The sequence below is a fragment of the Sphingomonas sp. PvP055 genome (assembly GCF_040546365.1).
GTDB classification, from domain to species: Bacteria; Pseudomonadota; Alphaproteobacteria; order Sphingomonadales; family Sphingomonadaceae; genus Sphingomonas; species Sphingomonas echinoides_A.
In genome coordinates this window covers 2,682,637-2,695,510 of sequence record NZ_JBEPNS010000001.1, presented here as the reverse complement: position 1 = coordinate 2,695,510, position 12,874 = coordinate 2,682,637, and the positions used below count along the sequence as shown (strand labels likewise).

Genomic DNA, 12,874 nt, shown 5'->3' with positions numbered 1-12,874 from the left:
GCCGGTTAGGCAAAGTCTGCGCGGCGGTCAAGCGCTTTACGCATCAATTTGCCCAAGCGGCGTCATCGAGGTGCAATTCCGCAGTTGGGCGAGACCCCCAATCGTCGAGTTTGGCGCGGCCCGCGAGCCACAAGCGGCGATGCGGTGGGGCGCCTAGCAACGCCTGTCCGAGCAGACCCTCCGCCGCGCGGAAGGCGACCGTCTTGAGCGTACCGCCGCCATCGCCCGCCACGATCGCGCGGACGTGCCCGTTGCCGACGATGTCGGCCTTGATCACCCGGACCGGCCCCGCGACGATGCGCGGCTGCGGCCAGCCCATGCCGTAAGGTCCGCCGACTTCCATTGCCGTCACGAGCTCAGGATTAACCCCCGCCGTCGTCAGCACCGCGTCGAGCAGTAACGCCCGGTCCCCCATCGCGCGGGTGACGGCGGCGTCCAGGCGGTCGCTGAGGAAATCGTCGAGCGTAGCGATTCGGTCCTCAGCGATCGTCAGGCCCGCTGCCATCGCGTGGCCGCCGCCCGCGATCAGCAAGTCGGACTCCTTTGCGGCCAGGACCGCAGCGCCGAGATCGACGCCCGGGATCGATCGACCTGAGCCCTTGCCCATCCCTGCATCGTCGATCGCGATGACGAGGGCAGGGCGCCCGTATTTTTCCTTCAGCCGTCCCGCGACGATCCCGATCACGCCGGGGTGCCAGCCATGGCCGGCGACGACCAGGACCGCGCGATTGCTCTTCGATTGAGCGATGATGTCCGCCGCTTCCTGGACAATCGCCTCGATGGCACGGCGTTCTTCATTGAGCCGATCGAGTTCGACCGCGATGGCATCCGCTTCCGCCGGGTCCCGGGTGGTCAACAGGCGAACCCCGAGGTCTGACTTACCGACTCTGCCGCCGGCGTTGATGCGTGGGCCAAGCGCGAAGCCGAGGTCGCTGCACGTCGGCGCGCGCGTTAGGCGGGAGGCGGTGATCAGCGCGTTGAGACCGATGTTGCGGCGCTGCGCCATCACCTTGAGCCCTTGCGCGACGAAAGCGCGATTGAGCCCCTTGAGCTGCGCAACGTCCGCGACAGTGCCCAGCGCGACCAGATCGAGCAGGTCGAGCAGTCGCGGCTCCGTGCGGGTTTCGAAAAAGCCGCGTGTGCGCAGGGTGCGGATCAGCGCGGCGGCGAGCAGGAAGGCGACACCCACTGCGGCAAGGTGGCCGTGCGCGGCGCCTTCGGTCTCGTCGAGCCTGTTCGGATTGACCAGCGCATGCGTCAGCGGCAGCGCGGTCGCGCATTTGTGATGATCGACGACGACGACGTCGACCCCGGCTTCGCGCGCGGTCGCCAGCGCGTCGAACGCCTGGGCGCCGCAATCGACGGTGATGATCAGGCTCGCGCCTTCATCGTGGAGTTGAACCATCGCGGCACCGGTCGGTCCGTACCCCTCGGTCAGGCGATCGGGGATATAGGGCCGGGCCTCGATCCCGAGATCGCGCAGCACGAGGATGACGAGCGCGGCTGAGGTGGCACCGTCGACGTCGTAATCGCCGAACACCGCAACCTGCTCTCCGGCAACGACCGCGTCGGCCAGGCGGGTCGCGGCTTTGTCCATGTCCTGGAAGATCGACGGGTCGGGCATGAAGCCACGGATACTGGGCGCTTTGTGCAGCGCGATTTCGTCGCGCGCACAGCCGCGGGCGAGCAGCAATTGGGTGACGAGGTCGTCGGGCGCGAAGCCCGGGTCGCGTGCGTCGGTTTCGAGCATGCGCCAGCGCCAGGGCTGGCCGAGGATCGAGCGGTCGATGTTGAGGACGGTGTTCACCCGCCCGGCTCTACTGGATCCGGAGGACGGCGCAAACATCGCTGGTATCGAACGATATTTAGGCCTTGATCCAGTTGCCCTCGCGAAACCACTTGGTGATGATCGACTTGGTCCCGGCGGTGACCGGCATACCTTCGTGCAACGTATTGGGATTGGGGCTTCCGTCCGGGCGCATGTTGTTCCAGGCGATCAGCAGTCCGCGCTTCGGGGCGATCCGCACGCCGACCAGCGGGAACCAGGTCGCGCCGCCTTCCTCGACATCGTTGAGATAGATCATTGCGGTCCATGTCCGCTGGCCGCCGCTCTCGATCATCTTCGGCCAGTACGGCTGGTCCTGGTTGAAGTAATCATTGTGCGCGCGAAAATGTTGGCCGATCGCATAGCGTTGGCCTTGCATCGTCTCGCCGTGAACCGGGTCGATCCCGAGCAATTCGGCGATCGCTTCGTCGGTCGGGCGGACGTCGGGGGACCAGCGATCCATGTCGCAGCTTTCGCTGGTGCGGAAGTCCTGGACCGCGTCTTCCGCCAAGACGGTCGAGCGGCGGCGGTTCGCGTCGATGAGCTTGACGAACTTCGCGCAGGTGGCGGCATCGAGGAAATCGGGATGGCGATAGATTTGCGCGTCCCCGACCGATGACCGGGTGATCGCGGGATTTGCGTCCAGCCGCCGGGACACCGTCTCGCCGAACGCGCGCCGTACCGGCGACGTCGCGCCGGATTTCTTGGAAAAAAAGCCCATAACCGGGACTTTGCCCTCGGCACCGGAAAAGACAAGGGGTCGCACCGCCGGACGGCACGACCCCGGGAGTCTTACCAGAAGATGTCGTAGACCGTGTCGACGACATTGCCCGTGCGGACGTCGACGAGGAGTGCGTCGTTGTAATAGCGGACCCAGCGATAGGGACCATAGGCCGGCGGAAGCCGGTAATAATCCGCGTTGGCGATCCAGTAATCCTGCCGGAACAAGATCGAGTTCAGTTGAAATCCGATCCCGAAACGACGATATCCATAGCCCCAGCCGCTCGGCGCATAATAGCGGGGCAGGCGGTAGGCGTTGTAATTTTGACGTCGATAATCGCCGTAATTGAATCGATTGTCGCGCCTCCACTCGCGATTCCACGCCCCATTGCTGCCGTTCCAGCCCCGATTCGCGCCGTTTCGGTCGCCTGCGTTCCAATTGCCGGCGCGCCAATCGTTCTGGCGGTCGTTGCCGCGCCAGTTACCGCCCCGACGGTCGTCGCCGCGAGGATCACCCCGACGATCGTCGTCGTTCCAGTTGCGTCGACCAGGAGCCTGGTTTCCGCGCTGGTCGTCGAACGCGCCGCGTCTGCCCTGATACCCGCGATCCTGGGGTTGCGGGCTCGGGACTTGTCCAGCCTGCGGGCCGCGATCCCATCCGCCGGGCCGGCGGAAATCGCCGCGCTCCCCATCGGGACGCCCGGGTCGGTCGGGGCGTTCGTAGCGCGGTTGCGGCTGGCTCTGCGGTTGGGGCTGGGGCTGGCTCTGGGGTTGCGGTTGCGGTTGCCGCTGAAACTCCGGCTGGCCGTTGGCACGCTGTTGCCAGCGCTGCCCGCGGTCTTGCCCGCCATCCGGACCGCGATCGCCCCGGAAGCCCTGCCCGCGGTCCTGCGGCGGCTGGCCGGGTTGTCCCGCCTGTTGTCCACGACCTTCGCCGCGACCGCGCCGTTCGCCGCCATCCTGTGCGAGCGCTGCTGCCGGGATCAGGGCGGTTGCCGCAATGATGGCGGCGAGCAAAGACTTTCGCATTCTCATGTCCTTTACCGCGGCGGGGAAGAAGACCGAGCCGTGATCCACCGTGTAGACGTCCCACGCTGCATCATGTCTGAATTGTCATGACAGCTTTGCGAAAGCTTCCGCTACCGTCGCACCACCAGCGCCGGCACCGCCCGGGCGGCATCGCCCGGAAGGATTCCCGGGGCAGGGGGAGCGTCGATCGTCTCGTCGCCGCGCTGGATGCTCGCCGCGAGCAGGATCGCCTCGACCAGCCGGGGGTAGCATCCGCATCGGCACAGGTTGGTGATCTCACGACGAATGTCGTCCTCGCTCGGCGTGCGGTTGTGCTGGAGCAGCACCGCCGCCGCCATCACCATGCCGGGGATGCAGAACCCGCATTGAACGACGTTCTTGGCGATGAAGGCGGTCTGGACCGGGTGGCTGCGGTCGCGCGACAAGCCTTCGATCGTCGTAACGTAGCTGCCCTCGATCGTGCCGATCGCGCGAAGGCAGGATCGCACCGCGGTCCCGTCGACATCGACGGTACAGGCACCGCACGACCCCGTACCGCAGCCATATTTGGTACCGGTCAGGTTCGACGCATCGCGGAGCGCCCACAGCAATGGGGTCGCGGGATCCATAGCATATTGGACGGGCTGATTGTTGACGGTGAAGCGGGTCATGTGCGTCGCGGACTTTAGGGGAACTTTGCCGGTCATCAAGCGCTTCGAGCGCTGGGTGGTACCGGGCGATCCGCACGGCGCCAAGGGATCGGCTGCAGGGGTTTATCACAGTGGCGGCGATACGCGATGCATGGCGCCAAGGCGTCGTGGCGATCATGCTTGGCGGGGCCGGCATGCTCGGCGCGTCCGGCGTCGCGAATGCGCAGTCCTTGCCCGCATCGCCCGCATCCTCGACCGAGAAACCGGGGCAGGAGGAGACTGCGCCGACCAAGGATGACGATGGTCTGCTGGTGACGGCGGCGATCCGGGCGCGCTACGAAACGGTTGGCGGACGACCCAGTCCGGACGTAGCGGCCGCCGAACAGGCGTTCCTGGTGCGCACCGGAATCGCGCTGGAATACGGGCCCGGCCCGCTGACGATCGGAGGCGAACTGGTCGACAGCCGTGGGTATGGCATCGGCACCAGAACGCAAATCGACAATGGCGACATCAATGCGCTCGAACTGCCGCAGGCGTACCTCAAGCTGCGGCTCGACCCCGGCGCGACCCCGCTGGGGCTGGCGTCGGTCGAGGGAGGGCGGTTTCTGATAAACCTGGGGTCGGGGCGCCTGGTGGCGACGGACGAGTATCGCAATACGGTGACGGGGTTCACCGGCGTGCGGTTCGACTTCAAGCCGACCCGGAGCACCGGCGTGAGCCTATTCTACGTCATGCCGCAGGAACATCTGCCGAGCGGCGACGCCGAGGTTCGGCGCAACGTCGTGCGGTTCGATCGCGAGACGTTGAACAACGTCCTGTTCGGGGCCCACATCACGCAGAAGCAGGCGCTGGGTGCTGGGCAGGTCGAGCTTGCCTATTACCGGTTGGCGGAGCACGATTCGCCAGGTCGCGCCACCGCGGATCGCCGCTTGCAGACGATCGACGCGCGGTTTTCGCGGAGCGCGCAGGACTGTGGCTTCGATTACGATCTCGAAGGCGCCTACCAGTTCGGGCGAGCGAGCGAGTCTATGCGCGCCGACGCGACCAACGCGCCGGTGAAAGCGGGCTTCGTCCATGCCGCGGCGGGGTTCACTTTCGGCGGCGCGATCAAGCCACGGCTCGGGCTGTTCTACGATTATGCCAGCGGGAATGGCCGACAGGCGGGGGCTGGCGGGACGTTGCATCGCTTCGACACCTTGTTCGGCAGCCGACGCGACGATTTCGGGCCATCGGGCACCTATGCCGCGCTCGCCCGCAGGAATATCAGCGCGCCCGGCGTCCGCTTCGAGGCCAAGCCGGCCGATCGGTTCGAAGTGCTGACGGATTACCGCGGCATCTGGTTGGCGTCGCGCTACGACGGTTTCTATGATCTCACGGATCCGACCGGCAGATCCGGGCGCTTTGCCGGGCAGCAGGTCGAGGGGCGATTGCGCTATTGGGTGATCCCGAATCGGCTGCGGCTCGAAAGCAATTTCGCCGTGCTGTTCAAAGGGGCGTTCCTGCGGAACGTGCCCGAAGCGGTCGCCCGCAAGGCATCGACTGTTCGGTTTCTCGAAACCAATCTGCTCGTTACCTTCTGAAAACGCATCGGATCGATCGTCGCGGGACGGGCGCGTGGATCACGCGGTTTGCCCGATCCGCGCGGGCGCGATAGGCCTGTCGAAACAGTCTGCACAAGCAGCGAATCGGGGACGCCGAAGCGTACCCCAGGGGGAGAAACGAATGACGTTCCGTGTCGCGGTCGCGCCGCTGTTGCTGCTTTCCGGTGCCGTATCGGCGCAAGTCGCCGCGCCCCCGCCGCCGGCCAAGCAGGCCCCCGATGCCGGGATGCCAGCGCTTGCCCCGTGGGACAAACCGCCGATCAAGGGCGTGTGGAGCGACGCGACGCAAACCCCCGATGCCCGCGCCAAGGCGCTCGTCGCCGCGATGACGACGGACGAGAAACACACCCTGGTGTTCGGCTATTTCGGTACCGACTTTCCGATCTCCCGCTACATCGCGCCCAAGGCGGCGCTCGAAGGTTCCGCCGGCTATGTCCCCGCCATCCTGCGGCTCGGCATTCCCGCGCAGTTCCAGACCGACGCCGGGGTCGGGGTCGCCACGCAGGGCGGCGCCAAGGTCAAGCGCGGGCGCACCGCGCTTCCCTCCGGACTTGCGATCGCGGCCAGCTGGGATCGCGACGTCGCGCGCGCCGGCGGTGCGATGATCGGGGACGAGGCGCGACGGTCCGGGTTCAACGTGATGCTCGCAGGCGGCGTCAATTTGCTGCGGGAACCGCGGAACGGGCGGAACTTCGAATATGGCGGGGAGGATCCCGTGCTCGCCAGCAGCATCGTCGCGCAGCAGGTGATCGGGATCCAGTCGAACCACGTCGTCTCGACGATCAAGCATTATGCGTTCAACGACCAGGAAACCGATCGCAACACCGGCAACTCGGTGATCGACCATAGTGCGGCGCGGGTCTCCGACTTGCTCGCGTTCCAGCTGGCGATCGAGCAAGCCAAGCCCGGATCGATCATGTGTTCGTACAACCGGGTCGACGGCACCCATGCGTGCGAGAACACATGGCTGCTGACCGATGTGCTGCGCCGCGACTGGGGCTTCAAGGGCTATGTCATGAGCGACTGGGGCGCGGCGCACAGCACGGTCGCCGCTGCCACCGCCGGGCTCGACCAGGATTCAGGGTTCCCGTTCGACAGCAAGCCGTTCTTCGGGCGCCCGCTGCGCGAGGCGATCGACCAGGGAACGGTCAAGCCGGCGCAGCTCGACCTGATGGTTGAGCGCATCCTGTACGGCATGTTCGCGCAAGGGCTGTTCGAGCATCCGTTGCAGCAACAACCGATCGACATGGTCGGCCATGCCGCCGTCACGCGGGCCGCCGCCGAAGCGGGGACGGTGTTGCTCAAGAACGCGCGCAACCTGCTGCCGTTGACCGCAAGCGCGAAGCGGATCGCGATCATCGGCGGTCATGCCGACAAGGGCGTGCTGGCGGGCGGCGGATCGTCGCTGGTCTACCCTGCCGAGGGCAATGCGGTGCCGGGGATCGCCCCGACGTTCTGGCCCGGGCCGGTGATGTATTATCCGTCGTCGCCGATGGCGGAAATCCAGCGGCAAGCGCCGGGCGCGGTCGTACGCTATGCGGACGGAAACGATCCGGCCGCCGCCGCGGCGCTGGCGAAGGACAGCGACGTCGTGATCGTGTTCGCGACGCAATGGGCGGGGGAATCGTTCGACGTAGCGATGGCGCTCGACGGCAAGCAGGATGCGTTGATCGACGCGATCGGTGACGCCAATCGCAACACCGTGGTCGTGCTGGAAACCGGCGGACCGGTGATGATGCCGTGGCTCGACAAGGTTGGTGCGGTGCTGGCGGCGTGGTATCCCGGCACCGCGGGTGGGGCGGCGATCGCCAACGTGCTGACGGGCAAGGTCAATCCGTCGGGTCGTCTCCCCGTCACCTTCCCGCGCGGGGTCGATCAGTTGCCCGATCCGGCGGTGCCGCACAGTGGCGACGTGGTGTACCGCGAAGGTGCGACGGTCGGGTATAAATGGTTCGATGCGAAGGCGTTCAAGCCGTTGTTCCCGTTCGGTTATGGTCTGTCGTACACGCAGTTTGCCGGGAGTGGGCTGAAGGCGGGCGTGGCGAACGGGGCGATCACCGCGCGCTTCCAGATGCGCAATACCGGTGCGCGGGCCGGGGCTGCGATCGGGCAGATCTATGTCTCGCCGGTTGCGGGTGGCTGGGAAGCGCCCAAGCGGCTTGGGGGTTTCGCGAAGGTGGCGCTGGCGCCTGGCGCGAGCAAGAGTGCGTCGGTGACGGTCGATCCGCGGCTGCTCGCGACGTGGGACGAGGCCGGGCAGCAGTGGCGGATTGCGGGTGGTGCGTACCGCGTGATGCTGGGGACCTCCGCTGCGGACATCGTGCAGACGGTGACGGTGACGGTCCCGGCGCGGACAATGCCCGCGACGTGGCGGGCGCGGTAAGACCGTCGTACCGTTGAGGCCGATCGAGTCCGGGTACAACCGCTCCCGGACTCGATCAGGCGCGCCACCCGGTGTCGATCTTGTCGACCAGCCGTACCATGGCGGCGAAATCGGCTTGGCCGGGGCCACCCGGAACTTGCGCCATGTGCAGGTCGCGCTGATGCACCGCGACCACCTCCGGCGACACTTCGAGTGGGGTGCCCATGCTCGCGGTAGCAATCTGGATCTCGCACGCGCGTTGCAGCGACCAATGCTTGATGAACGCTTCCGGCAAGGTCCGGCCCATCACCAGGATCCCGTGGTTCTTCAATAGCATCACGCGCTTGCTGCCGAGATGTTCGAGCAAGCGGGCGCCTTCTTCGTCGCGCACCGTCACGCCTTCGAAATCGTGATAGGCGATCTGGCCTGCGAAATTGCACGCGTAGAAGTTGGTCGGGCGTAACCCGCCCTCGACTGAGCTGACCGCCATGCCCGCGGTGGTATGAGTGTGCATGATGCAATGCGCATCGGGGAGGTGCCGGTGGAACAACGCGTGCTGGACGAACCCGGCGCGATTGACCGGGTAGGGGCTGTCGTCGAGCTTGTTGCCATCGATGTCGATCTTGACCAGGCTGGACGCCGTCACTTCGCTGAAATGCAGCCCGAACGGGTTGATCAGGAACGCGCCGTCCTCCTCGGGGATCTTGAGCGTGATGTGGTTGTAGATCATCTCCGACCAGCCGAGCATCGCGAACACGCGGTAGCAGGCGGCGAGCTGCTGGCGCGCTTCCCATTCGGCCTCGGACATCGACACGGTGCGGACTGCGGCGGTGGCCATGATCGTCTCCTATGCTGCTTTTCGTGAAATTATCGCATGATCGCTGGGGCCGCGCAAATCACAGGAGCGCCGCGATCTCGGCGGCGGTGAACCCCGCTTCCTGGAGGATCGCCGCGCTGTCTGCCGCGCCGGCCATCCGGGGCGGGACGGTCGCACTCGCGGAATAGCGCGGGGCAGGGGCGGGTTGGACGACGTTTCCGCTGGTGACGAACGTTCCCCGCGCGACGTTGTGCGGATCGGCGACGGCTTCGTCGAAACCGAGCACCGGGGCGACACAGGCTTCATGTCCGGCGAAGGCGTCGATCCAGGCGTCGCGCGAGCGTTCCCGAAACCGTTCGGCCAGCAGACCTTTCAGCTTTGGCCACTGCGCCACGGCGAACTGTCCGTCCCATTCCGCCCCGTCGAGTGCCATCACGCGGCGCAAGGCGGCATAGAATTGCGGTTCGATCGCACCGACCGCGATCCATTTGCCGTCGGCGGTTTCGTAGGTGTCGTAGAAGGGCGCTCCACCGTCGAGCAGGTTGTTCCCGCGCGCGTCGCTCCACATCCCCATCGCGCGGAAGCCCCAGACCATGCTGGAGAGGACGGCGGCACCCTCGGTCATCGCGGCATCGACGATCTGACCCTCGCCGCTTGCTTTCGCGTGGAGGATCGCGGCGAGCATCCCGAACGCGAGCATCATCCCGCCGCCGCCGAAATCCGCCGCGAGGTTGATCGGCGCGGCGGGCTTGCGGCCCGCCTCACCGAGCGCGTGGAGCGTGCCCGAGATCGCAAGATAATCGATGTCGTGCCCGGGCACGTCGGCGAGGGGGCCGGTCTGCCCCCAGCCGGTCATGCGACCGTAGACCAGCCGCGGATTGTCCGCGAGCAACAGATCGGGCCCCAGGCCAAGCCGCTCCATTACCCCCGGACGATACCCTTCGATCAGCCCGTCGCACGTGCCCGCGAGATGCCGCACCGCCGCGACCGCGTCCGGCCGCTTGAGGTCGAGCACGATCGTCCGACGCGATCGCAATAACGGGTCACGCGACGGGTCGGTAAGGCCGCCGCTGGAGGGCCGTTCGACACGGATCACCTCCGCGCCGTGGTCCGCGAGCATCATCCCGCAGAACGGCCCCGGCCCGATCCCCGCCAGCTCGAGGATGCGCAATCCAGCGAGGGGCGGGGGCGCGGGCATCAGAAGGCCGCGATGCCGGTGATCGCGCGCCCGAGGATCAGCGCGTGGACGTCGTGCGCACCTTCATAGGTGTTGACGGTTTCCAGGTTCATCATGTGCCGCATCACCTGATATTCGCCCGAAATGCCGTTGCCGCCGTGCATGTCGCGCGCCATCCGCGCGATATCGAGCGCCTTGCCGACGTTGTTGCGCTTGACGATCGAGATCATTTCCGGCGCGAACCGGCCCTGGTCCATCAACCGCCCGACCCGCAGGCTCGCCTGCAGCCCGAGCGCGATTTCGGTTTCCATGTCGGCGAGCTTCTTCTGGAACAGCTGCCGCCCCGCCAGCGGGGTGCCGAACTGGTTGCGATCGAGCCCATATTGGCGCGCTGCATGGAAACAGAACTCCGCCGCGCCGAGCGACCCCCAACTGATCCCGTAACGCGCGCGGTTGAGGCAGCCGAACGGACCCTTCAGGCCCTGCACGTTCGGCAGCAGCGCGTCTTCGCTCAGCTCGATTTCGTCCATCAGGATCATGCCGGTGATCGATGCGCGCAAGCTGAGCTTGCCCTCAATCTTCGGCGCGGACAGGCCTTTCGCGCCCTTCTCGACGAGGAAGCCGCGAATGCCGTCGCCGTGCGCGTCCGACTTTGCCCAGATCACGAAGACATCGGCGATCGGGGAATTGGAAATCCACGTTTTCGCGCCCGACAGCAGATAGCCGCCATCGACCTTCTTCGCGCGCGTCGTCATCCCGCCGGGGTCGGACCCGGCATCGGGTTCGGTCAGCCCGAAGCAGCCGATCCATTCGCCGGTCGCGAGCTTGGGCAAATACTTCTGCTTCTGCTCTTCCGAACCATAAGCAAGGATCGGGTACATCACGAGGCTCGACTGGACCGACATCATCGAGCGATAGCCCGAATCGATCCGCTCCACCTCGCGGGCAACGAGGCCGTAAGCGACATAGGACGCGCCGACGCCGCCATATTCCTCGGGCACGGTCGGGCCGAGCAGACCGAGCGCACCCATCTCGCGGAAGATCTCGGGGTCGGTCGTTTCGTTCTGGAATGCATCGACGATCCGCGGCGCGAGCTTGTCCTGCGCATAGGCGCGCGCGGTGTCGCGGATCATGCGTTCGTCGTCCTCGAGCTGGTCGTCGAGGAAGAAGGGGTCGGCCCAATCGAAACGCGCCATGTCGGCCATGAGATACTCCGTTGATTCTATCACGCGCTTCCCAGGCGAAGGCCGGGGTCCAGTTGCGGGACGATCGTTATCGAGCGCGGCGTGCGCAAACGGGATCGCTCACAACTGGCCCCCGGCCTGCGCCGGGGAGACGCGCAGGGATTAGGTGTTCAGCACCCGGTCGTCGAACAGGCCGAACACGATGGTGGAAGCGTAGTACGCGATCGCTTTGTCGCGCGGCATCGTGCCGGCCCATTTGCGCATGTCGAACGCCGCATTTTGCAAGGCCATCAACGCCTGCGCCGCGATCAGTGGATCGACCGCGCGGACCGATGCCTCGGCGACACCGTCGCTGATCGTCCCAGCGTAGCGCCGTGCGATCCGATTGGAGCGATCGACCATCGCCCGCCGTCCCTCGGCGGGGAGGCCAGACAAGGCGGTCGTCCGCAACAAGGGGCCGCGTTCCGAGAATTGCACGTCGAGCAACGTCGCGATCGTTCCTGAAAGCCGATCCCATTGCGACCCGCCGCGTTCGTCCGCGAGATGCTGCGCATCGGCGATCGTATCGAGGCTGCGTTTGTAACAAGCGAGCACCAGATCATCCTTGGCGTCGAGGTGATGGTAGAAGCTGCCCTTGGTGACGTTGAGCTGCGACGCAATCCGCTGGACCGACGCACCGCGATAGCCGAGCTCGTTGATCAGCCGGGTCGCTGCGAGTAGGAACGCCTCACGCCCGGGCTCGGGTTCGTCGTGCACCAGGTCGATCAGTTCGGGGTCCCAGCGCGCCTTGGGGGCGGCGATGCCGTGTGCAAACACGTCCATCAGGCGTTCCTCGACCCGGGCATATTGATCGGGTTCGTAGCGCACGAGCCAGATCGGCAACCAGAAGGTATTCTCCAGGAGGACGTGCGCGCGGGCGCCGAACAGATCGGTCTGGGCGCGGTTCGTGGCCGTGCCCCACAAGCTGCGGGTCTTGCGGAAGACTTCGCGCCATCCGGTCATCAGGCGACCGAGCACGGGTTCTTCCATCGCGCGTAGATCCGACAGGATCGCGAACGCGGTCTCTTCTCCACGCTGAATCGCCGCCAATCGCTCGAAATTGAGCGCGAGATAGCGCGCAACGCGGTCGCGTGGCGTCGCCTCCGCGAGCGATTCGTCGAGCATCGCCTGCAACCGCTCGAGCGTCTGTTCGAAACATGCTGCGGCAAGGTCTTCCTTGCGCTTGAAATAATAGGTGACGCTGGTGGTGTTGAGGCCAACCCGACGCGCGACGTCGGCGAACGTCATGCCCTTGGCACTCTGTTCGTTGATCGCCTCCGCCGCAGCGGCCAGGATCGCATCGCGCTTGGCGCGGAATCGCTTGGTGCTGGTGCCGGGATCCGCCGCCTCTGCGGTCTGTTCGATTGCTGTTTCCTCCATGCCGGAAACCTTACCAACATCTTTTAGAAGAAACAGTCCTTTTTCGATCGAGCCCGTGTGGCCGCAATTTCGTGTTCGAAGCGGCTTTACCGAAAACCCGGTACGGTATAC

10 protein-coding genes are annotated in these 12,874 nt (G+C 66.0%); 2 read left to right on the top strand and 8 right to left on the bottom strand.

Annotation, left to right across the window (positions count from 1 at the left end):
* Window positions 1-43: 43 nt before the first annotated feature.
* The 4 genes from recJ to ABIC16_RS12710 form a co-directional block, all read right to left on the bottom strand.
* A complete protein-coding gene (recJ, locus tag ABIC16_RS12725) occupies window positions 44-1,807 on the bottom strand; it encodes a single-stranded-DNA-specific exonuclease RecJ (RefSeq protein ID WP_354291383.1) in 1,764 nt (587 codons plus the stop codon).
* A gap of 58 nt (window positions 1,808-1,865) precedes the next feature.
* Window positions 1,866-2,546 (bottom strand): prolyl hydroxylase family protein, encoded by a 681-nt coding sequence (locus ABIC16_RS12720; protein ID WP_354291382.1) that lies wholly within the window; start codon window positions 2,544-2,546, stop codon window positions 1,866-1,868.
* 71 nt (window positions 2,547-2,617) lie between these two features.
* Window positions 2,618-3,574 (bottom strand): RcnB family protein, encoded by a 957-nt coding sequence (locus ABIC16_RS12715; RefSeq protein ID WP_354291381.1) that lies wholly within the window; start codon window positions 3,572-3,574, stop codon window positions 2,618-2,620.
* Between the two features lie 110 nt (window positions 3,575-3,684).
* Window positions 3,685-4,224 carry a (2Fe-2S)-binding protein gene (locus ABIC16_RS12710; protein ID WP_354292318.1) on the bottom strand — a complete coding sequence of 180 codons (540 nt, stop codon included), beginning with the start codon at window positions 4,222-4,224 and terminating at the stop codon, window positions 3,685-3,687.
* 110 nt (window positions 4,225-4,334) lie between these two features.
* Between ABIC16_RS12710 and ABIC16_RS12705 the strand changes: the two genes are divergently transcribed.
* Both ABIC16_RS12705 and ABIC16_RS12700 read left to right on the top strand, forming a co-directional pair.
* Window positions 4,335-5,783, top strand: coding sequence for an alginate export family protein (locus tag ABIC16_RS12705; RefSeq protein ID WP_354291380.1), 1,449 nt, complete (start codon window positions 4,335-4,337; stop codon window positions 5,781-5,783).
* Window positions 5,784-5,925: 142 nt separating this feature from the next.
* The gene (locus tag ABIC16_RS12700; RefSeq protein WP_354291379.1) at window positions 5,926-8,187 is read left to right on the top strand and encodes a glycoside hydrolase family 3 C-terminal domain-containing protein; all 2,262 of its coding nucleotides are present in this window, start codon (window positions 5,926-5,928) and stop codon (window positions 8,185-8,187) included.
* Between the two features lie 55 nt (window positions 8,188-8,242).
* On the opposite strand, the gene ABIC16_RS12695 is transcribed toward ABIC16_RS12700, so the two are convergent.
* From ABIC16_RS12695 to ABIC16_RS12680, 4 genes are all read right to left on the bottom strand, one after another.
* Window positions 8,243-9,004 carry a class II aldolase/adducin family protein gene (locus ABIC16_RS12695; protein WP_354291378.1) on the bottom strand — a complete coding sequence of 254 codons (762 nt, stop codon included), beginning with the start codon at window positions 9,002-9,004 and terminating at the stop codon, window positions 8,243-8,245.
* 58 nt (window positions 9,005-9,062) lie between these two features.
* A complete protein-coding gene (locus tag ABIC16_RS12690) occupies window positions 9,063-10,181 on the bottom strand; it encodes a CaiB/BaiF CoA transferase family protein (RefSeq protein ID WP_354291377.1) in 1,119 nt (372 codons plus the stop codon).
* Window positions 10,181-11,365 (bottom strand): acyl-CoA dehydrogenase, encoded by a 1,185-nt coding sequence (locus tag ABIC16_RS12685; protein ID WP_354291376.1) that lies wholly within the window; start codon window positions 11,363-11,365, stop codon window positions 10,181-10,183. The genes ABIC16_RS12690 and ABIC16_RS12685 overlap by 1 nt, the downstream gene beginning before the upstream one ends.
* Before the next feature lie 141 nt (window positions 11,366-11,506).
* Window positions 11,507-12,763, bottom strand: a complete 1,257-nt coding sequence (locus ABIC16_RS12680) for a TetR/AcrR family transcriptional regulator (RefSeq protein WP_277968163.1) — start codon at window positions 12,761-12,763, stop codon at window positions 11,507-11,509.
* Window positions 12,764-12,874 lie beyond the last annotated feature (111 nt).

Bases quoted from the DNA above. Each gene is read 5' to 3' on its own strand.
- ABIC16_RS12710 (WP_354292318.1), bottom strand. From the start codon at position 4,224: ATGACCCGCTTCACCGTCAACAATCAGCCCGTCCAATATGCTATGGAT.
- ABIC16_RS12680 (WP_277968163.1), bottom strand. From the start codon at position 12,763: ATGGAGGAAACAGCAATCGAACAGACCGCAGAGGCGGCGGATCCCGGC.
- ABIC16_RS12695 (WP_354291378.1), bottom strand. From the start codon at position 9,004: ATGGCCACCGCCGCAGTCCGCACCGTGTCGATGTCCGAGGCCGAATGG.
- ABIC16_RS12690 (WP_354291377.1), bottom strand. From the start codon at position 10,181: ATGCCCGCGCCCCCGCCCCTCGCTGGATTGCGCATCCTCGAGCTGGCG.
- ABIC16_RS12715 (WP_354291381.1), bottom strand. From the start codon at position 3,574: ATGCGAAAGTCTTTGCTCGCCGCCATCATTGCGGCAACCGCCCTGATC.
- ABIC16_RS12720 (WP_354291382.1), bottom strand. From the start codon at position 2,546: ATGGGCTTTTTTTCCAAGAAATCCGGCGCGACGTCGCCGGTACGGCGC.
- ABIC16_RS12685 (WP_354291376.1), bottom strand. From the start codon at position 11,365: ATGGCCGACATGGCGCGTTTCGATTGGGCCGACCCCTTCTTCCTCGAC.
- ABIC16_RS12700 (WP_354291379.1), top strand. From the start codon at position 5,926: ATGACGTTCCGTGTCGCGGTCGCGCCGCTGTTGCTGCTTTCCGGTGCC.